This is a genomic window from Streptomyces bicolor (genome assembly GCF_000719285.1).
Taxonomy (GTDB): domain Bacteria; phylum Actinomycetota; class Actinomycetes; order Streptomycetales; family Streptomycetaceae; genus Streptomyces; species Streptomyces bicolor.
This window is the reverse complement of the sequence record NZ_JOFS01000017.1, coordinates 106,833-128,561: the sequence shown is the minus strand read 5'-3', so window position 1 is coordinate 128,561 and position 21,729 is coordinate 106,833. Positions and strand designations below refer to the sequence as shown.

At 69.6% G+C, this 21,729-nt stretch carries 15 protein-coding genes and 2 pseudogenes; 11 read left to right on the top strand and 6 right to left on the bottom strand.

The annotated features are described in order from the left end of the window. Window positions 1–4 precede the first annotated feature (4 nt). The 4 genes from nuoL (at window position 5) to recQ (ending at window position 7,298) form a co-directional block, all read left to right on the top strand. Window positions 5–1,969, top strand: coding sequence for an NADH-quinone oxidoreductase subunit L (gene nuoL / locus IF78_RS0122740; protein ID WP_031477986.1), 1,965 nt, complete (start codon window positions 5–7; stop codon window positions 1,967–1,969). A 5-nt stretch (window positions 1,970–1,974) separates the two neighbouring features. Beyond that, the gene (locus tag IF78_RS0122735; protein ID WP_031477984.1) at window positions 1,975–3,546 is read left to right on the top strand and encodes an NADH-quinone oxidoreductase subunit M; all 1,572 of its coding nucleotides are present in this window, start codon (window positions 1,975–1,977) and stop codon (window positions 3,544–3,546) included. Continuing rightward, the gene (gene nuoN, locus IF78_RS0122730) at window positions 3,543–5,156 is read left to right on the top strand and encodes an NADH-quinone oxidoreductase subunit NuoN (RefSeq protein ID WP_342342076.1); all 1,614 of its coding nucleotides are present in this window, start codon (window positions 3,543–3,545) and stop codon (window positions 5,154–5,156) included. The genes IF78_RS0122735 and nuoN overlap by 4 nt, the downstream gene beginning before the upstream one ends. A 129-nt stretch (window positions 5,157–5,285) precedes the next feature. After that, window positions 5,286–7,298 (top strand): DNA helicase RecQ, encoded by a 2,013-nt coding sequence (gene recQ, locus IF78_RS0122725; protein WP_031477981.1) that lies wholly within the window; start codon window positions 5,286–5,288, stop codon window positions 7,296–7,298. Window positions 7,299–7,391: 93 nt separating this feature from the next. On the opposite strand, the gene IF78_RS0122720 is transcribed toward recQ, so the two are convergent. Together IF78_RS0122720 and fahA are read right to left on the bottom strand one after the other, a co-directional pair. Beyond that, a complete protein-coding gene (locus IF78_RS0122720; RefSeq protein ID WP_031477980.1) occupies window positions 7,392–8,330 on the bottom strand; it encodes a M56 family metallopeptidase in 939 nt (312 codons plus the stop codon). Between the two features lie 311 nt (window positions 8,331–8,641). Continuing rightward, a complete protein-coding gene (gene fahA, locus IF78_RS0122715; protein ID WP_031477978.1) occupies window positions 8,642–9,862 on the bottom strand; it encodes a fumarylacetoacetase in 1,221 nt (406 codons plus the stop codon). A gap of 187 nt (window positions 9,863–10,049) precedes the next feature. Between fahA and IF78_RS0122710 the strand changes: the two genes are divergently transcribed. Both IF78_RS0122710 and IF78_RS0122705 read left to right on the top strand, forming a co-directional pair. Continuing rightward, window positions 10,050–10,511, top strand: a complete 462-nt coding sequence (locus IF78_RS0122710; RefSeq protein ID WP_031477976.1) for a carboxymuconolactone decarboxylase family protein — start codon at window positions 10,050–10,052, stop codon at window positions 10,509–10,511. A gap of 132 nt (window positions 10,512–10,643) precedes the next feature. Beyond that, a complete protein-coding gene (locus IF78_RS0122705; RefSeq protein WP_031477974.1) occupies window positions 10,644–11,474 on the top strand; it encodes a Cof-type HAD-IIB family hydrolase in 831 nt (276 codons plus the stop codon). Between the two features lie 31 nt (window positions 11,475–11,505). Here IF78_RS0122705 and IF78_RS0122700 read toward each other — a convergent pair whose 3' ends face one another. The 3 genes and pseudogenes from IF78_RS0122700 to IF78_RS0122690 form a co-directional block, all read right to left on the bottom strand. Beyond that, a complete protein-coding gene (locus tag IF78_RS0122700; RefSeq protein WP_031477973.1) occupies window positions 11,506–12,237 on the bottom strand; it encodes a LysM peptidoglycan-binding domain-containing protein in 732 nt (243 codons plus the stop codon). Window positions 12,238–12,790: 553 nt separating this feature from the next. After that, window positions 12,791–13,834, bottom strand: a pseudogene (locus IF78_RS46355) (CocE/NonD family hydrolase); the annotation flags it as partial. 19 nt (window positions 13,835–13,853) lie between these two features. Further along, window positions 13,854–15,005, bottom strand: a pseudogene (locus IF78_RS0122690) (peptide MFS transporter); the annotation flags it as partial. Between the two features lie 285 nt (window positions 15,006–15,290). On the opposite strand from IF78_RS0122690, the gene IF78_RS0122685 reads away from it, so the two are divergent. The 5 genes from IF78_RS0122685 (at window position 15,291) to IF78_RS0122665 (ending at window position 21,100) form a co-directional block, all read left to right on the top strand. Further along, on the top strand, window positions 15,291–16,301 hold the full coding sequence (locus IF78_RS0122685) for a polyprenyl synthetase family protein (RefSeq protein ID WP_031477971.1): 1,011 nt from the start codon (window positions 15,291–15,293) through the stop codon (window positions 16,299–16,301). Window positions 16,302–16,566: 265 nt separating this feature from the next. Next, complete coding sequence (locus IF78_RS0122680) at window positions 16,567–17,577, top strand: CHRD domain-containing protein (RefSeq protein ID WP_234439745.1); 1,011 nt, start codon at window positions 16,567–16,569, stop codon at window positions 17,575–17,577. A 275-nt stretch (window positions 17,578–17,852) separates the two neighbouring features. Continuing rightward, window positions 17,853–19,130: a LolA family protein gene (locus tag IF78_RS0122675; RefSeq protein ID WP_031477968.1), complete on the top strand. Its 1,278-nt coding sequence runs from the start codon at window positions 17,853–17,855 to the stop codon at window positions 19,128–19,130. 52 nt (window positions 19,131–19,182) lie between these two features. After that, window positions 19,183–20,202, top strand: coding sequence for an ABC transporter ATP-binding protein (locus tag IF78_RS0122670; RefSeq protein WP_031477967.1), 1,020 nt, complete (start codon window positions 19,183–19,185; stop codon window positions 20,200–20,202). Continuing rightward, on the top strand, window positions 20,189–21,100 hold the full coding sequence (locus IF78_RS0122665) for an ABC transporter permease (protein ID WP_031477965.1): 912 nt from the start codon (window positions 20,189–20,191) through the stop codon (window positions 21,098–21,100). The genes IF78_RS0122670 and IF78_RS0122665 overlap by 14 nt, the downstream gene beginning before the upstream one ends. A gap of 36 nt (window positions 21,101–21,136) precedes the next feature. Here IF78_RS0122665 and IF78_RS0122660 read toward each other — a convergent pair whose 3' ends face one another. Beyond that, entirely contained in the window at window positions 21,137–21,721 is a 585-nt protein-coding gene (locus IF78_RS0122660) for a flavodoxin family protein (protein ID WP_031477963.1), read from the bottom strand. Window positions 21,722–21,729: the final 8 nt, after the last annotated feature.

Genomic DNA, 21,729 nt, shown 5'->3' with positions numbered 1-21,729 from the left:
AATCGTGGAGAACCTGATTGCGCTGCTGATCGCGGCGCCCTTGCTCGGAGCGGCCCTACTGCTGTGCGGCGGCCGGCGTCTCGACGCCGTGGGCCAGTGGATCGGCACGCTTTTGTCGTTCCTCTCCTTCGTGTTCGGTGTGATCCTCTTCGCCGACCTGCTGGGCAAGGACGCCGAACACCGCACCCTCACCCAGCACCTGTTCAGCTGGGTCCCCGTCGAGGGCTTCCAGGCGGACATCGCCTTCCGGCTCGACCAGCTGTCGATGACGTTCGTGCTGCTGATCACCGGCGTCGGCTCGCTGATCCACCTGTACTCGGTCGGGTACATGGAGCACGACGAGCGGCGCCGCCGCTTCTTCGGCTATCTGAACCTGTTCCTCGCGGCGATGCTGCTGCTCGTCCTCGCCGACAATTACCTTCTGCTGTACGTCGGCTGGGAGGGCGTCGGTCTCGCGTCCTACCTCCTCATCGGCTTCTGGCAGCACAAGCCCAGCGCCGCCACGGCAGCCAAGAAGGCCTTCCTGGTCAACCGCGTCGGCGACATGGGCCTGTCGATCGCGATCATGCTGATGTTCCTGTGGTTCGGCACCTTCGCCTTCGGGCCGCTGCTCGGCACCCAGGGGGAGCCCGGCCTGGTCGGTGACGCGAACGAGGGCAAGCTGACCGCCATCGGCCTGATGCTGCTGCTCGCCGCGTGCGGCAAGTCCGCCCAGGTGCCGCTGCAGTCCTGGCTCGGGGACGCGATGGAGGGCCCGACCCCGGTCTCGGCCCTGATCCACGCCGCGACGATGGTGACCGCGGGCGTCTACCTGATCGTCCGCTCCGGGGTCATCTTCAACGCGGCGCCCGACGCCCAGCTGCTGGTCACCATCGTCGGAGCCGTCACACTCCTCTTCGGTGCGATCGTCGGTTGCGCGAAGGACGACATCAAGAAGGCGCTGGCCGGCTCGACCATGTCGCAGATCGGCTACATGATCCTCGCCGCGGGCCTCGGCCCCATCGGCTACGTCTTCGCGATCATGCACCTGGTCACGCACGGCTTCTTCAAGGCCGGGCTGTTCCTCGGCGCCGGTTCGGTCATGCACGGCATGAACGACGAGGTCGACATGCGCAAGTACGGCGGCCTGCGCAAGTACATGCCGGTCACCTTCGTCACCTTCGGCCTCGGCTACCTCGCGATCATCGGCTTCCCGGGCCTGTCCGGCTTCTTCTCCAAGGACAAGATCATCGAGGCGGCGTTCGCCAAGGGCGGCACCGAGGGCTGGATCCTCGGCGGCTGCGCGCTGCTGGGCGCGGCCATCACGGCGTTCTACATGACGCGCGTGATGCTGATGACGTTCTTCGGCGAGGAACGCTGGCGCCACGCCCCGACCCCGTCCCCGGCCGAGCCCAGCGTGGAGCCCGCCGCCGAGACGCGCGGCGAGCACGCGCAGCCGCACCCGCACGAGTCGCCCAGGGTCATGACGATTCCCATGATCGTGCTGGCCGTAGGGTCGGTGGCCGGCGGTGCGTTCTTCAGCATCGGCGACCGCTTCATCCACTGGCTGGAGCCCATCACCGGGCATGCCCACGGTCACCCTCCCATCAGTGCGGGAGCGGTCACCGGCGCGACCGTCGCGTGCATGGTCATCGGCGTCGCCATCGCCTACGCGCAGTACGGCCGCCGACCGGTCCCGGTCGTCGCCCCGCGCGGATCGCTGCTCACCCGGGCTGCCCGGCGCGATCTGCTCCAGGACGACTTCAACCATGTCGTCCTCGTCCGCGGCGGCGAGCACCTCACGCGCTCCCTGGTGTATGTCGACCACACCCTGGTCGACGGCGTCGTCAACGGTACGGCGGCCTCGATGGGCGGCCTGTCCGGACGGATGCGCAGGCTGCAGAACGGCTTCGCGCGGTCGTACGCGGTCTCGATGTTCGGCGGTGCGGCGATCCTCATCGCCGCGACCCTGCTGATGAGGGCGGTCTGATACCGATGTCCTTTCCTCTGCTGACAGCCACGGCGGTGCTCCCGGCGATCGGGGCGATCGCCACGGCCGCCGTACCGGCCGCGCAGCGCACCGTCGCCAAATGGCTGGCGCTGCTCTTCTCGCTCGGCACACTCGCCCTCGCGATCACCCTCCTGGTCCGCTTCGACCCGGACGGCGACCGCTACCAGCTGACCGAATCCCACGCCTGGATCGCGGACTTCGGGGTCCGCTATGAGCTCGGCGTGGACGGCATCGCGGTGGCGCTGATCGCGCTGACGGCGCTGCTGATCCCGTTCATCGTCCTCGCGGGCTGGCACGACGCCGACCCGCTGGAGACCGGCAGCACGCGCTGGCGGCCGACGCAGGGCTTCTTCGCCCTGATCCTGGCCGTCGAGGCGATGGTGATCATCTCCTTCGAGGCCACCGACGTCTTCCTCTTCTACATCTTCTTCGAAGCCATGCTCATCCCGATGTACTTCCTCATCGGCGGCTTCGGGGACCGTGCCCACGAGCACGGCGAGAAGGTGGCGTCGACGCAACGGTCGTATGCGGCCGTGAAGTTCCTGCTCTACAACCTGGTCGGCGGTCTGATCATGCTGGCCGCGGTGATCGGCCTCTATGTGGTCGCCGGGAACTTCTCGCTCACGGAGATCGCGGAGGCCCGTGCCAGCGGCGAGCTGGACATGGCGACCAACACAGAGCGCTGGCTGTTCCTGGGCTTCTTCTTCGCCTTCGCGGTGAAGGCGCCGCTGTGGCCGCTGCACACCTGGCTGCCCAACGCGATGCAGGAGGCCACCGCACCGGTCGCCGTCCTCATCACCGCGGTCGTCGACAAGGTGGGCACCTTCGCGATGCTCCGCTTCTGCCTCCAGCTCTTCCCGGAGGCCAGCAAGTGGGCGACGCCCGCCATCCTCGTCCTGGCGTTGATCAGCATCGTCTACGGAGCGCTGCTCGCCGTCGGCCAGCGGGACATGAAGCGCCTGATCGCGTACGCGTCGATCTCGCACTTCGGCTTCATCATCATGGGCATCTTCGCGATGACCAGCCAGGGCCAGTCCGGCGCGACGCTGTACATGGTCAACCACGGGATCTCGACGGCCGCGTTGATGCTGGTGGCCGGCTTCCTGATCTCCCGGCGCGGTTCGCGGCTCATCGCCGACTACGGCGGCGTGCAGAAGGTCGCCCCGGTGCTCGCCGGCACCTTCCTGATCGGCGGTCTGGCGACCCTGTCCCTGCCAGGACTCGCACCGTTCGTGAGTGAATTCCTGGTCCTGGTCGGCACCTTCACCCGCTATCCGGTGATCGGCATCATCGCCACGTTCGGCATCGTGCTCGCCGCGCTCTACACCCTCGTCCTCTACCAGCGGACGATGACGGGCCCGGTGAAGCCGGAAGTCTCCGCGATGCCCGACCTCAGGGTGCGCGAACTCGTGGTCGTCGCCCCGCTGGTCGCACTGCTGATCTTCCTGGGCGTCTACCCGAAGCCCGTCACGGACATCGTCAACCCGGCGGTCAAGCAGACCATGTCCGACGTACAGAAGAAGGACCCCCAGCCCGAGGTGGAGGCGGCCAAGTGAGCGCATCAGCCGTCCACAGCCTGTGGACAACCGCGGCCGACCCGATCTCGAAGATCGGCGCGCCGAAGATCGAGTACGGACAACTGTCGCCCACCCTGATCGTCGTCGGTGCGGCAGTCGTCGGGGTGCTGATCGAGGCGGTCGTTCCGCGCAAGGCCCGTTACTACGCCCAGCTGTTCGTCTCCGTCGTGGCGCTCGTCGCGGCCTTCGCCGCGGTCGTGGCGCTGGCGGCCGGCGGATACGCGACGACCAAGTCGGGCATCGCGGCGATGGGAGCGATCGCCGTCGACGGACCGGCGCTCTTCCTGCAGGGCACGATCCTGCTGGCGGGCCTGGTGGGCCTGTTCACCTTCGCCGAGCGGCGGCTCGACCCGGCGGCGCACGGAAACCGCGTCGACTCCTTCGCCGCACAGGCGGCGTCCGTGCCGGGCAGCGACGGAGAAAAGGCCGCGGTGAAGGCCGGGTTCACCACGACCGAGGTCTTCCCGCTGCTGCTGTTCGCGGTCGCCGGAATGCTGATCTTCCCGGCGGCCAACGACTTGCTGACGCTGTTCATCGCCCTGGAAGTCTTCTCCCTCCCGCTGTACCTGATGTGCGCCCTGGCCCGCCGCAAGCGGCTCATGTCGCAGGAGGCCGCGGTCAAGTACTTCCTGCTGGGAGCCTTCGCGTCCGCGTTCACCCTGTTCGGCATCGCGCTGCTGTACGGCTACGCGGGCTCCGTGTCGTACGCGACGATCGCGCAGGTCGTCGACGGCACGGTCCCGGACGTGAACCCGGCCCTCGCGGACACGATGGGCAACGACGCGCTGCTGCTCATCGGCGCCGCGATGATCGTCATGGGCCTGCTGTTCAAGGTGGGCGCGGTGCCGTTCCACATGTGGACGCCGGATGTGTACCAGGGCGCGCCGACGCCGGTGACCGGGTTCATGGCGGCGGCGACGAAGGTGGCCGCGTTCGGTGCGCTGCTGCGCATTCTGTACGTCGTGCTGCCCGGGCTGCGCTGGGACTGGCGGCCGGTCATGTGGGGCGTGGCGATCGTCACCATGCTGGGCGGCGCGATCGTCGCGATCACACAGACCGACATCAAGCGGCTGCTGGCGTACTCGTCGATCGCGCACGCCGGCTTCATCCTCGCGGGTGTCATCGCGGCCACGCCGTCCGGTGTGTCGTCCGTCCTCTTCTACCTGGGCGCGTACTCGTTCGTGACGATCGGCGCGTTCGCGGTGGTGACGCTGGTGCGCGACGCGGGCGGCGAGGCGACGCACCTGTCCAAGTGGGCCGGTCTCGGCCGCCGTTCACCACTGGTCGCGGCGGTGTTCGCGGTGTTCCTGCTGGCCTTCGCCGGCATCCCGCTGACCTCCGGCTTCGCCGGGAAGTTCGCCGTGTTCAAGGCGGCGGCGGAGGGCGGGGCGGGCCCGCTGGTCGTGGTCGGTGTGGTCTCGTCCGCGATCGCGGCGTTCTTCTACATCCGCGTCATCGTCCTGATGTTCTTCAGCGAGCCGAAGCCGGAGGGCACAACAAACCCCCGGAGCCCCCCCCCCCCCCCCCCCCCCCAAAAGCGGCGCCGCCCCGCCCCCCCCCCAGGGAAGGCGGGGCCGCCGCCGTTGTAGCGGGGTGGGAGGGGGCGGGACGCTCCGGTGTCTGTGTGTGGGGGCAGCCTGTGGATAACTCCGGCGGTGTCCGTGGCGACCCCTATCGTGGAGGCAGTGGTCGAGGTACGACGTACGGGGGACACGGCGATGGGCGCGACGGGTGGGATCAGGGAGATGCCAAGGGTGACCGAGGCGGCAGGCGCGGCCGACAGCGAGGCGCTGGCCGCGCTGCACCGGGTCTTCGGGTACGAGGCCTTCCGGGGTGAGCAGGAAGCGGTCATCGAGCATGTGACGGGCGGCGGGGATGCCGTCGTGCTCATGCCGACCGGCGGCGGGAAGTCGCTGTGCTACCAGATCCCGTCCCTGGTCAGACCGGGTACCGGCATCGTCGTCTCGCCGCTCATCGCGCTGATGCAGGACCAGGTGGACGCGCTGCGGGCGCTCGGTGTGCGCGCCGGGTTCGTCAATTCCACGCAGGACTTCGACGAGCGGCGGGTGGTGGAGGCCGAGTTTCTGGCGGGTGAGCTGGACCTGCTCTACCTGGCCCCGGAGCGGCTGCGGCTCGACTCGACGCTGGACCTGCTGTCGCGCGGCAAGATCGCGGTGTTCGCGATCGACGAGGCGCACTGCGTGTCGCAGTGGGGCCACGACTTCCGTCCCGACTACCTGGCCCTGTCACTGCTCGGCGAGCGCTGGCCGGACGTCCCGCGGATCGCGCTCACGGCGACGGCCACACATGCCACGCACCAGGAGATCACCGAGCGGCTGAACATGCCGACGGCCCGGCACTTCGTGGCGAGCTTCGACCGGCCCAACATCCAGTACCGGATCGTGCCGAAGGCCGACCCGAAGAAGCAACTGCTGAGCTTCCTGCGCCAGGAGCACGAAGGCGACGCGGGCATCGTCTACTGCCTCTCGCGCAAGTCGGTGGAGGCGACGGCCGAGTTCCTGACCCGCAACGGCATCGAGGCGGTGCCCTACCACGCGGGCCTGGACGCGGGCACGCGCGCGGCGCACCAGTCCCGGTTCCTGCGGGAGGAGGGCCTGGTCGTGGTGGCGACCATCGCCTTCGGAATGGGCATCGACAAGCCGGACGTCCGCTTCGTCGCCCACCTCGACCTGCCCAAGTCGGTCGAGGGCTACTACCAGGAGACGGGCCGCGCCGGACGGGACGGACTCCCCTCCACGGCCTGGATGGCCTACGGCCTCAACGACGTCATACAGCAGCGCAAGCTGATCCAGTCGGGCGAGGGCGACGAGGCGTTCCGGCGCCGGGCCGCCGCGCACCTGGACGCGATGCTGGCGCTGTGCGAGACCGCCCAGTGCCGGCGCGGTCAGTTGCTCGCCTACTTCGGCCAGGACCCCGATCCGGTGGGCTGCCGCAACTGCGACACCTGCCTCACTCCGCCCGAGACCTGGGACGGCACAGTCGCGGCGCAGAAGGGCCTGTCGACGGTGGTGCGGCTGCAGCGGGAGCGAGGACAGAAGTTCGGTGCCGTGCAGATCGTCGACATCCTGCTGGGCAAGCGCACGGGCAAGGTGATCCAGTTCGACCACGACCAGCTGTCCGTGTTCGGTATCGGCGAGGAGCTGACCGAGGGCGAATGGCGCGGCGTCATCCGGCAGTTGCTGGCGCAGGGGCTGCTCGCGGTCGAGGGGGAGTACGGGACGCTCGTGCTGACGGAGACCAGCGGGGCCGTGCTGCGGAGGGAGCGGGAGGTGCCGCTGCGGAAGGAGCCGAAGAAGCCGACGACCTCGCGGTCGGCGTCGGGGTCGGGTTCCGCGGGCTCCGGGCGGGGGGAGCGCAAGGCGAAGGCCGCGGTGGCCGAGTTGCCGGAGGAGCTGGTGCCGGCCTTCGAGGCGTTGCGGGCCTGGCGCGCCGAGCAGGCTCGGGAACAGGGGGTTCCTGCGTACGTGATCTTCCATGACGCGACCTTGCGGGAGATCGTCACGGTGTGGCCGGCGTCCGTGCGCGAGCTTGGGGGTGTCAGCGGCGTGGGGGAGAAGAAGCTGGCGACGTATGGCGACGGGGTGCTCGAGGTGTTGCGGTCGGTACGTGGGGAACCTGGAGCGGAGGCGCCCACCGAGGCGCATACCGGGGTGGATCTTGGGGCGGACGACTGGCCTGAGGTGGATGCGGAGCCGGAGGACTGGGCTTAGCGGTCGGGAGGGGGACGGAGGTTTGGACTGGGCCCGGTTCCTTGGCGGCCTCCGACATGACCGGCGGCGCCCGCACTCCTGCCGGATTCGGCGTCAGCCGAGTGCTGTGAGGCCTGGCGCGAACGTGATCAGGAGGGGGAGCAGCGGTACCAGCGCCGCCAGTGTCGTGGTGAGGGCGCGGTGTCGGCGGCCCAGGCGGGGTGGGGGCTGGAGGAGGCGGTTGACGCGTTCGCCCAGGAGGCGATTGCTGGAGGAGCAGGAGAGAACGCCCCGGTGCTGGTTGAGCTCGATCAGGGCCAGTGCCGTCGTGAGGTGACCGCAGCGACGGGACGCGGCGTCGTCGGCGGCCAGTTCGACCAGGCGGTGGGTCTGGTCGCAGAAGTGGGCGAACAACGGGATACGGGGGAAGCCGGTGGCAAGCGCGGTGGAGAGGTGCAGCAGCCAGTCGTGGCGGGCTTGGGCGTGGCCACGCTCGTGGGTGAGGACGGCGTCGAGCTGGTGGTCGGTCAGGCGGTGCAGGGCGCCCGTGGTGACGATCAGCTGGGGCGGGCTGCCGGGCATCCACCAGGCGTCGGGGTACTCGTCCTCCAGCACCAGGAGCGGGCCTCGCGCCGAACCCAGGCCGGCCGGGAGGTCGGGGGCGCGTTCCCTCAGGTGGGCCCTGGCCTGGCCACGTCGTCGGCGCGCCTCGACGAGCTCGCGGGCCAGCATCGCGGTCGTCCAGGCGGCACCGCAGGCCAGCAGCACGCTGAGCGCGGCCGCCCAGGCGGGCGCGGCCGAGAGGTCGTACGCCTCGGTCACCGACGGCGGCGCCGGGGCGAAGAGCTGGGCGCGCACCGTCCCGAAGACGGCGGCGGTGCCCAGGGCCAAGGCCGTCAGGCAGCACAGCAGGACGGTGGCGACCAGGCACTGCCACGCCCAGAGCGCGACCACGGGTTCTCGTTCGGGCCAGGTGGCCCGTGTCAGTGCCCGCGGGACGGGTACGGCGGCCGTCAGGGCGACGATGCTCAACAGGAGCAGGCAGACGGTCATGCCAAGGGCTCCGGATCCTGGTCAGGGAAGGTGCGGGGGCGGCTGTGCGGGGCGGTGGGCCGCGCAGACAGGGTGCGGCTCGCTTCCCACCGCCAGCCAGTATGACGGTGACGATCGCGTGAGTCAGGGGGAAAGACCCGTCGAATCCCCTGGACGGGGCCGATCACTTGTCCGCCCCGCCCTCGCGCCACCGTCGCGAAACACCGGCCGGGACCCGCTGGTTGAGCCGGGATCCGGTGTCAGCCTGGGCCGGATTGCCGGTGTCAGCCCGGGCCGGGCCTTCGGTGTCGGCCTGGCCCGGATCGTCAGGATCAGCCGGCCACAACCCGCCCCGTGACCTCCCCCAGCCCCACTCGAACCCCACCCGGCCCCGGAGCCCACGCGGACAGTGTCACCACGTCGCCGTCCTCCAGGAACGTCCGCTTGCCGTCCGGGAGTTCAAGAGGATCCCGGCCGTTCCACGTCAGCTCGAGCAGCGACCCGCGCTCGCGTTCCGTCGGGCCGCTCACCGTGCCGGACCCGTACAGGTCGCCGGTGCGCAGGGAGGCGCCGTTCACGGTCATGTGGGCGAGTTGCTGGGCGGCCGTCCAGTACATGGTGGAGAAAGGAGGCTCGGAGACGACGTGGCCGTTGATGGCCACTGAGATACGCAGGTCGTAGCCGCGGGGTTCCGCCGAGGGGTCGGAGTCGTCCAGGTACGGCAGCAGGGGGTGCGTCCGCTCCGGCGGTGCCACCCGGGCCTCCTCCAGCGCGTCCAGCGGGGTGATCCACGCCGACACCGACGTGGCGAAGGACTTGCCGAGGAACGGGCCGAGGGGCACGTACTCCCAGGCCTGGATGTCGCGCGCCGACCAGTCGTTGAGCAGGCACAGGCCGAAGACGTGTTCGCGGAAGTCGCCCAGTGCCGCCGGCGTGCCCATCTGCGACGGGACGCCGACCACGAAGCCGACCTCGGCCTCGATGTCCAGGCGGACCGACGGGCCGAAGACCGGCGCCGGTTCGGTGGGGGCCTTGCGCTGGCCGGAGGGCCGTACGACATCCGTGCCGGAGACCACCACCGTGCCCGAGCGGCCGTGGTAACCGATCGGCAGATGCTTCCAGTTGGGGGTGAGGGAGTCCTCGGCGTCGGGGCGGAAGATCTGGCCGACGTTCCGGGCGTGGTTCTCGGAGGCGTAGAAGTCGACGTAGTCGGCGACCTCGAAGGGGAGGTGCAGGGTCACGGAGGACAGTGGATGGAGGAGGTCCGCGATGGCCTCCTGGTGCGCCGGCACCGTCACCCACGCCGTCAGGGCGCGCCGTACGTCCGACCAGGTGGTGCGGCCGGCGGCGAGCAGCGGGTTCAGGGAGTCCTGGGCGAGCAGCGGGGCGTACGGCGAGCCGAGCGCGTAGGCCGCCTTGCCCGCGTCGAGGACGTGGTCGCCGAGCCGGACGCCGACCCTGCGCGCGGAGTCCGAGCCGGGGAGGGAGAAGACGCCGTACGGAAGGTTGTGCGTGCCGAAGGGGTCGCCCTCGGGGAGATCGAAGGGGGGCATGGGGTGCTGCCTCACTCTCATCCGCTCCGTGTGCCATTGCCATGTGGTCGGGCCACACGTTACGTGTGAGTCGCCTGTCTGGGGCTTCCGGCGGCCTCCAAAAAATCTTCGGCCTGCCGGTCACATCTGTTTCCTCCGCTCCGTCAGTGCAGTGAAGACGGAAGCACTGACACAGGAGGCACGCACCATGCAGGCACGGATGACCAACCCGGCGTACGTCCTTCCCGGCGCGATGAAGGGCATCGGCACCCTTCTCCAGGCGATCGGCGAGAGCGGCCTGTCGCAGGAGCTCGTGGAGATCGTGGGACTGCGCGCCAGCCAGATCAACGGCTGCAGCGCCTGTGTGCACGGTCACACGGTCAACCTGCGCAAGGCCGGGGCGGGTGACGAGCGGATCGATGCCGTTGCCGCCTGGCGGGAGGCGCCCTACTTCACCGACGCCGAACGGGTCGCGCTGCAGTTGACCGAGTCGGTCACCCGTCTCGCGGACCGCTCCCACGAGTCGGTGCCGGACGCCCTGTGGGACGAGGTGGCCGACCACTTCGACGAGAAGCAACTGTCGGCTCTCATCCTGCTCATCGGCGTGATGAACATGTTCAACCGCGTCAACACCACCATCAAGGAGCCCGCGGGCACCACATGGGGGTGAAATCGCAACGGCCGGAAGGCAGTTGCGGGGCGGGGAGGAAACCCGAACCGGAACAGGTGTCAACACATGTGAACACAGCAGCCGTCCGGTTCACGTCGAGTCGATGGGGCGTCCTGTCCGTATTCTCTGATCATGGCCGCACCTATCGCATATTCACTCATCGCCACTGACCTGGACGGGACGTTGCTCCGAGGCGACGACACCCTGTCGGACCGGTCCATCGACGCGCTCGCGCTGGTGGCGGCGGCCGGTGCGCAGCACCTCGTCGTGACGGGACGGCCGGCGCCCAGAGTGCGGCCGCTCCTCGACGACCTGGGCAGTACGGGGCTCGCGGTGTGCGGGCAGGGCGCGCAGTTGTACGACGCCGGCGCGGACCGGCTGCTGTGGTCCGTCACTCTGGACCGGGAGTTGGCGGAGACCGCGCTGGGCAAGATCGAGGCCGAGGTGGGGCAGGTGTACGCGGCCGTCGACCAGGACGGCGTCGACGGCCTCACGCTCATCGAGCCCGGGTATCTGATGCCCCACCCCACACTGCCCGCCGTACGCGTCCAGCATCGCGACGACCTGTGGTGCGAGCCGATCAGCAAGGTGCTGCTGCGCCATCCCAGCCTGTCCGACGACGAGTTGGCGGCGACGGCGCGCTCGGTGGTCGGCTCGCTCGCCACCGTCACCATGTCGGGGCCCGGGACCGTCGAACTCCAGCCATGCGGCATCACCAAGGCGACCGGTCTTGCGCTCGCCGCCGAGCACCTCGGCCTCGGGGCGCACGAGACCATCGCCTTCGGGGACATGCCCAACGACATCCCCATGTTCGACTGGGCCGCCCGCGGGGTCGCGATGGCCAACGCGCACCCCGAACTCAAGGAGGTCGCGGACGAGATCACCCTTTCGAACGAGGACGACGGCATCGCCGTCGTCCTCGAGAGACTGTTCGCGGGCATCTTGGCCGACTTCGTCCAGTAGGACGTTTTCCGCGGCCAATGGTGCCTTTTGTCTAGTAAGGCCCGTTCACGTTGTCGATGGAGCCGTACCGCGCGGCCGCGTAGTTGCACGCGGCCACGATGTTCGCGACCGGGTCGAAGGGGTCGTACACCGTGCCCGGCACGTGGTAGGTGGCGAAGGTCGGGTCGATGACCTGCAGGAGGCCCTTGGACGGGGTGCCCGCGGCGGCGTTGGAGTCCCAGTTGTTGATGGCGGACGGGTTGCCGGACGACTCGCGCATGATGTTGCGGTGAATGCCCTCGTACGATCCGGGAATTCCGTTTTGCGACATGATGTCCAACGCGTTGCGAATCCAGCCGTCGAGGTTGTTCGGGTAGGACTTCACGGAGGACTGGGTGGCCTGGGCGACGGAGGACTTCTTGGCGGGCGCGGACGCCTTGTCGGCGGTCGTGCCCGCCTTCTTCGTCGCCCGGACCTTCAGGTCGAGGCCCGGGTGGATCAGCCGGGGGTTGTCGCCGACGGCCTTGCGGTTGTCCTTGTAGAGCTGCTTCCAGCCGCCCTGGGCGTCGTACCGGTCCGCGATGTCGTAGAGCGTGTCGCCCTTCTTCGTGGTGTACGTGACGGAACCGACCTTCGCCGGGGCGGAGGCCTGGGTCGTCTCAGCGGCGTTCGCGGTGGTCGCCCCCAGGAGCGGGAGGGCGAGCGCGGCGGTGCCGGTTCCGGCGGCCACGACGTGGCGGGTGAGCGGGTTGGTGCGGGGGCGGCGGTGCTTGCCTCGGGGCATGGCGCTGTTCCTCTCCGACGCCTGCGAGGTGAGCTGTCGGGTTCGGGCGGGGAGGTGCCCGGCCGTGCCGCCGGGTGGCGGCGCGACTTCACCCCGAGCCGCGCCGGTACGCCATCAAGGCGTCCGGTGCGGCGACTTACCTGGGTCCCCCGCTCCTGCCGTGCGAGTGTGAGTGCGTGGGTGGATGACTCGGGCGGCGGCAGGATTCGGCGTCCGCCCGACGAGCGGGAACGTATGCGAGAGCACATGCCCGGAACAAGTGCCATGGTCGTTTGTCGTGCGGTTGACCATGGTCTGGTGCGTATGGGGTGCTTGATCCTTTGCGGTTGCCAATCCTCAACTTGCGTTTGGCGCAAGGAGGGACGTGGTCTGCCGGGTCGGGCGTGAGGCCGCTTGTGCGTGACTCAACTCACTGGCGTCCACAAGAGCGGCAAATCGGGCAATGAGTCCAACTCGCGTTTAACCGGCTGTCCGTGGAGTCCGTTTCTCCCATGTCCGGCGGAAAAGTACCTCTTCGCCCTCCGGGCAGATCACCTCGTGGGAGGTGCAGAAGTTCCTCCTCCCGCTGGTCGGGCGGCAGATCGGCGGCGTTGCCTGGACGAGGACGGGGGCGCCCTGGAGGGCGTACGTCACCGGCCGCACATGGGAGAGGGCCAGGCAGGCTCGCCCACCCAGCGGCCGGGCAGGGCGTACGCCGTGGCCGGGCGGTGCGAGTCGCTGACGTACGCGCGCAGCAGGGGCTCGGACATGACGCCCGTGTCCTTGCCCTTGAGCCAGTGGTCCCACCAGCGCGGGCGTCTCCTGGAGGAAGCCGATCGGGGGCCCGGGGGCAGGCCGTGGTCGGGGTACTGGTGTGACCCGGGGCCGATCAGGCCGCGTATCCGGTCGGCGGGCAGGTGCTCCACCAGACGCAGCACCGTGTCGCGGTACGGGTCGTGCCAGCCGCCCACCGCCAGGACGGCGGCGTCGATCGCGCCGTAGTCCTCGCAGACTCCCCACGCTCGAATCTCGCTCGCGCGCGGGGGGCCCTCATCGTGGCGCCAGTAGTCGTCGCGGGTCTGGTGGTTCAGCCACGTGTGGATGAACGGGTCGACGGACTCCAGGCGCCCCAGCCACATGTCGCGCCAGGCCTCGCCGACGTACCGCGGATCCGGCGGCCGGGAGACGAGGGCGAGCATCGTCGCCGCCCCGGCGTGCATGTCGACCGCGAGGACGGAACCTCCCAGGTAGTGCACGTCGTTGTCATAGCGATCGTCCGTGGAGCGGACCGTGACGATCGCCTTGAGCGGCTCGGGCGCGAGAGCCGCGATCTGGAGGGAGTTGAAGCCGCCCCAGGAGATGCCGAACATGCCGACCCTGCCGTCACACCAGGGCTGCACCGCCAGCCAGTTGACGACGCGTGGTGCCGATGCGGGCCTGGCCCTGCCTCGACCCCGTCGGCCAGTTCCAGGCGGTACGGCAGGTATTCCAGGAGCGCCGGTACGGGCTCGTCGGTCAGCGGGCGCCACACGCGCGCGTACAGCAGGGCCCCGTCCGGGAGCGGGAGCCGGAGGCCCTCGTGAGTCGCCTCGAAGGGGAAGGACGTACGGATGTGCATGAGCGGGTCCCCCGTCGTGTCAGTGCACCGGGTGCATCGTGCGGCGCAGCCAGGGTGCCGCGGCCATCACGGCCGGCCCCGCGGATACCGCGATCGCGCCGTTGATGCCGAAGCAGGCGGGCTTGGAGACGTCGTCGTAGAGCTTCACCGTCTGGTTCGTCGTGGCCGACGTGCCGGAGGTCTCCAGAAGGATGTCGCCGAGGCCGAGCAGCAGGTGCGAACCCACGATCCACCAGACGGACATGAGGTCGTCGTCGGTGGAGTGCCCGGCGGTCGGCAGCGCCATCAGCAGGAAGGAGAGTCCGCTGAGGACGGCCCCGATCGCGATCTTGTCGGACGCGTGCGGCCGGCTGTGCCCCATGCGGACCCACAGGGCGGCGACGACGGGGGCGAGGGCGACCTCGAAGGCGCCGACTGCGCAGGCGTACCAGCTCGCCGGGAAGTCGAAGCCGAGGATCGTCTTCTCGGCGTTCGTCGAGGCCGGCAGCATCATGGTCGAGTACGCCTGGAAGAGGACGGAGTTGAAGGCCGTCGAGGCAAGGAAGAGGACGATGTACGGGCGCAGCCGGCCGCGCTCCTCCGGGGCCACACCGGGGCCGGCGAACATGACCGCGAAGTAGGCGACCGGGGCGATCACCGAGACGAGGGTGAGCAGGTCGACGAAGCGGCCCATGGTGAGCCGGCCGGCGGCGACGAGGAGGACGGCGAGCGCGGTGGCGGTGACCAGGCCCGAGGCGATCAGATGGATCGCCCGGCGCATGGCGTCAGGCGCGAGCGCGAACTCGGCGGCGTGCTTCCGTCCGGCCAGGTGCCGGCGGCCGACGACGTACTGGGCCAGGCCGAACGTCATGCCGATCGCGGCCGCCGAGAAGCCCCGGTGCCTGCCCTTGTGGTCGCCGAGCCAGCCGGTGACCAGCGGGCCGGCGAAGGCGCCGATGTTGATCGCCATGGAGAAGAGCGCGAAGTCGGCGTCCCGGCGTTCGTCGTCGGTGCGGTAGAGCTTGCCGACCACGGTGGCGGCGCTGGGCTTGAGCAGTCCCGTGCCCGCGCTGATCAGGCCGAGGCCGACCCAGGTCATGAGGGCCGTCGGCACCGCCATGGCGTAGTGGCCGCCGGCGACGGAGACCAGGTAGACGAGGGTGCCGTAGGCGGCGGGGATGGAGGCGGCGGAGACGGAGACGGCGGTTCCGGCAGACATGCCTGGCGGGGGCCCGCTGCCGGGCTCGAAGTCCACTTCGGTTCGGGACTCCGGCCGCTGCTTCCCTATAGGTCGATAGATATCCGGCCGTATCAGGTGATCAAAAACATACCGGTCGTGATCCGATACCGCCCGTGGTGGACGGGTGGGCGGCATCGGTGATCGAAACGTGACCGGATACGCTGACTTGAGTGATGGCAGCGACCTATCGACAAACCGTGTAACCGCCAGAAGACACCAGCAGACAGGAGACCCCTCGTGACCGTCGTCGGGCCGTTCGGGCTGAGCGTGCGGGACCAGGCTCTGGAAGCCGATGTCCAGGCCGGATTGGCGGCTGTCGAGGAGGGATTGCTCGAAGCCACCAAGAGTGAGGTCCCCTTCATCACCGAGGCCGCCCAGCATCTGGTGCGAGCGGGTGGAAAGCGGTTCCGGCCGCTGCTTGTGATGCTCGCTGCCCGGTTCGGGGACCCGTATGCGCCGGGTGTCGTGCCGTCGGCGGTGGTGGTGGAGCTGACCCATCTGGCGACGCTGTACCACGACGACGTGATGGACGAGGCGGCCGTACGGCGTGGCGTCGAGAGCGCGAACACCCGCTGGGGGAACTCGGTCGCCGTACTGACCGGGGACTTTCTGTTCGCGCGGGCTTCGCACATCCTCGCCGACCTGGGGCCCGAGGCGGTGCGGGTGCAGGCCGAGGCGTTCGAGCGGCTGGTCACCGGACAGATCCTGGAGACGGCCGGGCCGCAGGACGGGCGGGACCCTGTCGAGCACTACCTGGATGTGCTCGGCGGGAAGACCGGGTCGCTGGTGGCGGTGTCGTGCCGGTTCGGGGCGATGATGTCGGGCGCCGACGAGACGGTGGTCGATGTGCTGACCCAGTACGGGGAGCGGCTGGGGGTCGCCTTCCAGCTGGCGGATGACGTGCTGGACATCGCGAGTGACTCGCACGAGTCCGGGAAGACGCCGGGGACGGATCTCCGGGAGGGGATTCCCACGCTGCCCGTGCTGCGGTTGCGGGAGCGGGCCGAGCGGTTGGGGCTGGCGGAGGATGTCGCGCTGTGCGAGTTGCTGGACTCCGATCTGAGTGACGATGCGCGGCATGCGGAGGCGTTGGCCGCGCTGCGGGTGCATCCGGCGTTGGAGCAGGCTCGGCGGGACACGGTTCGGTATGCGGAGGATGCGCGGGCTGCGTTGGCGCCGTTGCCGGACATTGATGCCAAGGCCGCGTTGATGGAGTTGTGCGACGCCGTTGTGCATCGGGCCGGGTAGGGGTTCGCCCCCCGTTCGCTCCCGCCGCCCCTACCCGTCCCATCCTGAAGGGGCCCCGCCCTTTCTGCCCCGCCAGGGGGCTCTGCCCCCTGGACCCCCGTCGACCCTGAACGGGCCTCGTCCTCATCCGCCGGACCGGTTGAGAGTGCGTGACGCACGTCACAAAGCTGGACTGAGTCCAAACTAAGATCGCCTCCGTATGAATGCCCAGAAGCTGACGCAGGGGGCGTCAGCGTCAATACGGGGAGACAACAACATCATGGGCATGAACGCGACGTTCTCGAAGCGCCGTAAGAGCCTGATCGTCACCGCTGTCGCGGTGGCCGCCGTCGGTGGTGTGGCCGCCGCGGTGATTCCCGCCTTCGCCGCCGGAGGTGACCGCGCTGACCACGCGGGCCACGCCGGAGGCGACGCGCAGGGGATCGTCAGTCAGAGCGGGATCGCCGGTGGCGGCCCCGGGGGAACCGTCCTCGCCGCCGGTCTTCGTGGGGCCAACGAGGTGCCCGTCCCGGGTGGGCCCGCCGTCGGGGACAAGGACGGTGCCGCCCTGCAGTTCGTGAAGGTCAAGGGCGACAAGGTGTCCGTCGCCGTCACCTGGCGCGGCACCGGCAAGCCGACCGCCCTCCACATCCACCAGGGCGCCAAGGGCACCAACGGCGGCATCAAGGTCGACTTCGGCGGCCTTCTCGGCAAGGGCGAGGGGCGCAGCGTCACGGGAGCCGTCACGGTGAAGGACGCCGCTCTCCTCAACGCCCTCAAGTCCGACCCGAGTTCGTTCTACGCCAACCTCCACACGGCCGAGTTCCCGGGCGGCGCCGTACGGGGTCAGCTCCACAAGGTCACCGTCGCCGAGTTCGACTTCCGCGACGCGCTCGACAACTTCCAGGCATCCGTCATCAAGGGCAAGCAGATCTACGAGTGCAAGCCCGTCGACGGCGGCGGGTACGCCTTCGCCCAGCGGGACGTCAGCGCCGTACTGGGCGGTCGTATCGCCCACTCCTTCGTCGCGCCCAACTCCGGTACACCGCAGTGGATAGCGCGGGACGGCAGCGCGGTGACCGGGTCCGTCATCTCCAGGACCCCGAACGGCGCCAAGAACATCCCCGAGCTCGACCTGAAGGCCACTCAGTCCGGCAAGCACCACGGCCTCCTCGCCGGCACCGCCGAGATCCTGCGGCTGAACACCGTCGGCGGCGTGGCACCGGCCGGCTCCTGCACGCCCGGCGACATCGTCGGCGTGCCGTACCAGGCCGACTACGTGTTCATCAACGGCTGACAGCGCGGCGGCGAACGGCGGCGTCTTCCCCCCAACCCCTACGGGTCGGGGGAGGCGCCGCCTCCGTGTGTCATACCCCAGGTGTACGCCGAGTTGGCTCCGAAGGTTGACGAATCTCCGTGGCGGATTTGGTCAGATGGAAACCACGGAAATCACCACTCCTCACCGATTCGGGTGAGAATGGCGGCTCAGGGGTGGACGAGTGCGGGGTCGAGAGACTCGCGGGCGAGGAAACGAGACGGATGGCCGCCGCCGACGACGGAGGTAAGGCACACATGGCACCGTACGCATCCGACGACAGTACGACCGCCGGGGAGGGCGAGGACCTGCGCGCGGCGCGACGGCGCAAGGCCGCGCGGTATGTCGTCCCGGTCACGGTCGTGGGAGTCGCGGCGGCGACCATCGGGCTCGTCCCGGCGATCGCCGACTCCGGCGACCCGGACCTGCCGGAGATCACCGCGCAGCAACTCATCGAGAAGATCGCCCAGTCGGACGTGCAGCAGCTGTCCGGCACCTTCAAGATCACCACCGATCTGGGCCTGCCCGACCTCGGTGGCCTGGAGTCGAGCCTCACCTCCGGCGCCATGGGCTCGGGATCGGGTGACGGGTCCTCCGCCGACCCCTCGGCCAAGCTCACCGAGCTCGCGTCCGGCACGCACACGCTGCGCGTCGCCGCCGACGGCCCGGACCGGCAGAAGCTCTCCCTGCTGGAGGACGCCGCCGAGTACAGCCTCATCCACAACGGCAAGGACATCTGGGGCTACGACAGCGCGTCGAACGAGGTGTTCCACGGCACCGCCGAGGAATCCCAGGGCGAGAAGGGCAAGGGCAGGACCGAAGAGGTACCGGCCACTCCCAAGGAGCTCACCGAGGAAGCCCTCAAGGCGGTCGACGACACCACGTCCGTCACCGTCGACGGCACCGCGCAGGTCGCGGGTCGGGACGCGTACCGGCTGCTCATCAAGCCGAAGCAGTCCGGGACCACGGTCGGCGCGATCACCGTCGCCGTGGACGCCAAGACCGGCATGCCGCTGAAGTTCACGCTGACCCCGTCAAGTGGCGGCGCGGCCGTGATCGACGCGGGCTTCACCCAGGTCAGCTTCGCCAAGCCGGCCGCCTCCACCTTCGACTTCACCCCGCCCAAGGGTGCGAAGGTCACCGAGGAGGGTGAGCTGGACGGCGCGGCCCCGGAGCACGGCGGCGCGAAGTCCGAGGACGAGCTGCGCAAGGAGTTCGAGAAGGAGTTCGGCGGTCCGAAGGGCGAGGGCGAGCAGGGCAAGGCGCCCGAGGGCGGCCCCGAGGTCATCGGCGAGGGCTGGAACTCCGTGGCCGTCTTCGACACCGGCGGCGAGGGCGTCCCCTCCGGCGCCGAGGTCGGCGGCGACATGGGCGGCTTCCTCGACTCGCTGGGCGACAAGGTCACCGGCAAGTTCGGCTCGGGCACGGTCTTCAAGACCCGCCTGATCAACGCCCTGATCACGGACGACGGCAAGGTCTATGTGGGCGCGGTCGACAAGGACGCGCTCGTGAAGGCGGCCGAGTCGGCCAAGTGAACCGGCCCCGACCGCCGTACCAGCACCATTAGCCGAGGAGCCTGAGGAGCCTATGGAGGAGCTGTCCGCCGCGGACACCGACGAGGTCGATCACGCGGACCAGGTCGACCGGCTCGATCAGGTCGACCCGGTCGACGACGTCGGCACGGTGATCGCCACCCGCGCGCTCACCAAGCGCTACCGCGGCGGACAGCTCGCCGTGGACGGTCTCGATCTGACCGTCCCGGCGGGCAGCGTCTTCGGCTTCCTCGGGCCAAACGGCTCGGGCAAGACCACCACCATCCGCATGCTGATGGGCCTGATCGAGCCCACCTCCGGTACCGCGCGCGTGCTCCGGCAGCCCATGCCCCGGGCCGCGCGCGCCGTACTGCCGCACGTCGGCGCGCTCATCGAGGGGCCCGCCCTGTACGGCTTCCTCTCCGGCCGCGACAATCTCCTCCGCTACGACGCCGCCGACCCGACCGCCGATCCGCGTACCCGGCGCCACCGCGTCGCGGCCGCGCTGGACCGGGTTGGCCTGACGGCCGCCGCCGGCAAGAAGGCGAAGGCGTACTCGCTCGGCATGAAGCAGCGGCTGGGACTCGCGGCCGCGCTGCTCCAGCCGCGCAGGCTCCTCGTCCTGGACGAGCCGACCAACGGCCTCGACCCGCAGGGCATGCGCGAGATCCGTTCGCTGGTCCGGGAGTTGGCGTCCGACGGCACGACCGTCTTCCTCTCCTCCCATCTCCTCGACGAGATCGAGCAGGTGTGCACCCACGCGGCGGTGATGGCCCAGGGGCGGCTGATCACCCAGGGCGCGGTGGCGGAGCTGGCGGCCGGGGCACGCGGCCGGCTGGTCGTGACCACGCCCGACACCTCGGACGCGGCCCGGGTACTGAAGGAGCAGGGCGCCGGAGACGTCGTCATCACCGAGGACCGGGTGACCGCCGAACCTCCCGATCGTGATCTCGCCGATCTCAACGCGGCGTTGGTCACCGCCGGGGTCAGGGTCCGCGGTTTCGGCGTGGAACGGGCCTCACTGGAGGACGCGTTCGTGGCGCTCACGGGGGAGGGGTTCGATGTCGCGGGCTGAGGTCATCCAGCGGGGTGGCGAGATCGCCGGCGCCCGAAAGGTCAGTCCCTTGTGGACATTCGGCCTCCTCCGCAGCGAACTGATCACCACCTTCCGCCGCTGGCGCACGCTCGCGCTGCTCGGTGTCCTGGCCGCCGTGCCGATCCTGGTCGGCATCGCCGTGAAGATCGAGACCGGCGACGGTTCGTCGGCGGGAGGCGGTGGCCCGCAGGGCGGTGGCGGTGGCGGCCCGGCGTTCATCTCCCAGATCACCAACAACGGCCTGTTCCTGGTCTTCACCGCCCTGGCCGCGACGCTCCCGTTCTTCCTGCCGATGGCAATCGGCGTCATCGCGGGTGACGCGATAGCGGGCGAGGCGAACGCGGGCACCCTCCGCTACCTCCTGGTCGCCCCCGCCGGCCGCACCCGCCTGCTGCTCACCAAGTACGCGACCACGATGGCCTTCTGCCTGGTGGCCACACTCGTGGTCGCGATCTCGGCGCTCACGGTCGGGGCACTGCTCTTCCCACTCGGCGACCTGACGACCATCTCCGGTACCCGGATCAGTTTCGCCGAAGGGCTGGGCAGAGCCCTGTTGATCGCCCTGGTCGTCGCCGCGTCACTCATAGGCGTGGCGGCGCTCGGCCTGTTCGTGTCGACGCTGACCAACAGCGGCATCGCCGCGATGGCGACGACGGTCGGCCTGCTGATCACGGTCCAGATCCTCGACCAGATACCCCAACTCCACGCGATACAGCCGTACTTCTTCTCCCACTACTGGCTGTCCTTCGCCGACCTCATGCGCGAACCCGTGTACTGGGACGAACTGGTCAAGAACCTCGGCATCCAGGCCCTGTACGCGGCGGTGTTCGGTTCGGCGGCGTGGGCGCGGATCACGGCGAAGGACGTCACCGCGTAGCACGACATCGCGGCGTAGGACATCACCGCGTAGGAGTCACTCCGTCTCGTACGGGAAGCGAGCGAGCGGTGCCTCCTGGGCGAAGAACGTCTTCGCGCGCGAGAGTGCCTCGGTGTCGTTCAATACGTCGCCCGGCTTGCTGCCGTTGCCGAGCAGTACTCCGCCGAAGCGCATCCCCATGTACGCGGCGGAGTTGCTGAGCGTGCCGACCAGCGGGTCGGCGACCTCCTGCTCCTCGTGCGCGAGCGCGCTGACACCCCACAGGGTGCGCCCCGACAAGGTCGCCTTGAAGTCGAGGCCGGGAGTGCGCAGCCACCCCGCCCAGTAGTCGAGGTAGCGCTTGACGTGCGCGGACACCGAGTACCAGTACAGCGGGGAGGCGATCACGACGTCCGTCGCGGAGAGCGTCGCGTCGAGCAGCAGCGCCACGTTCCCCTCGGTCGGGCGCACATGGTCGCTGTCGTGTCGCAGGTCCTCGAAGTCCGGCAGCGGATGCGCGGCCAGGTCGATCCACTGCTGCTCGACCCCCTCGGGCAACTGCTCGGCGGCCCTACGGGCCAGAAGTTCGGTGTTGCCGTCAGGGCGGCTGCTGCCGAGGACGAACAGGAAGCGGCGGGTCATGGGTCCCC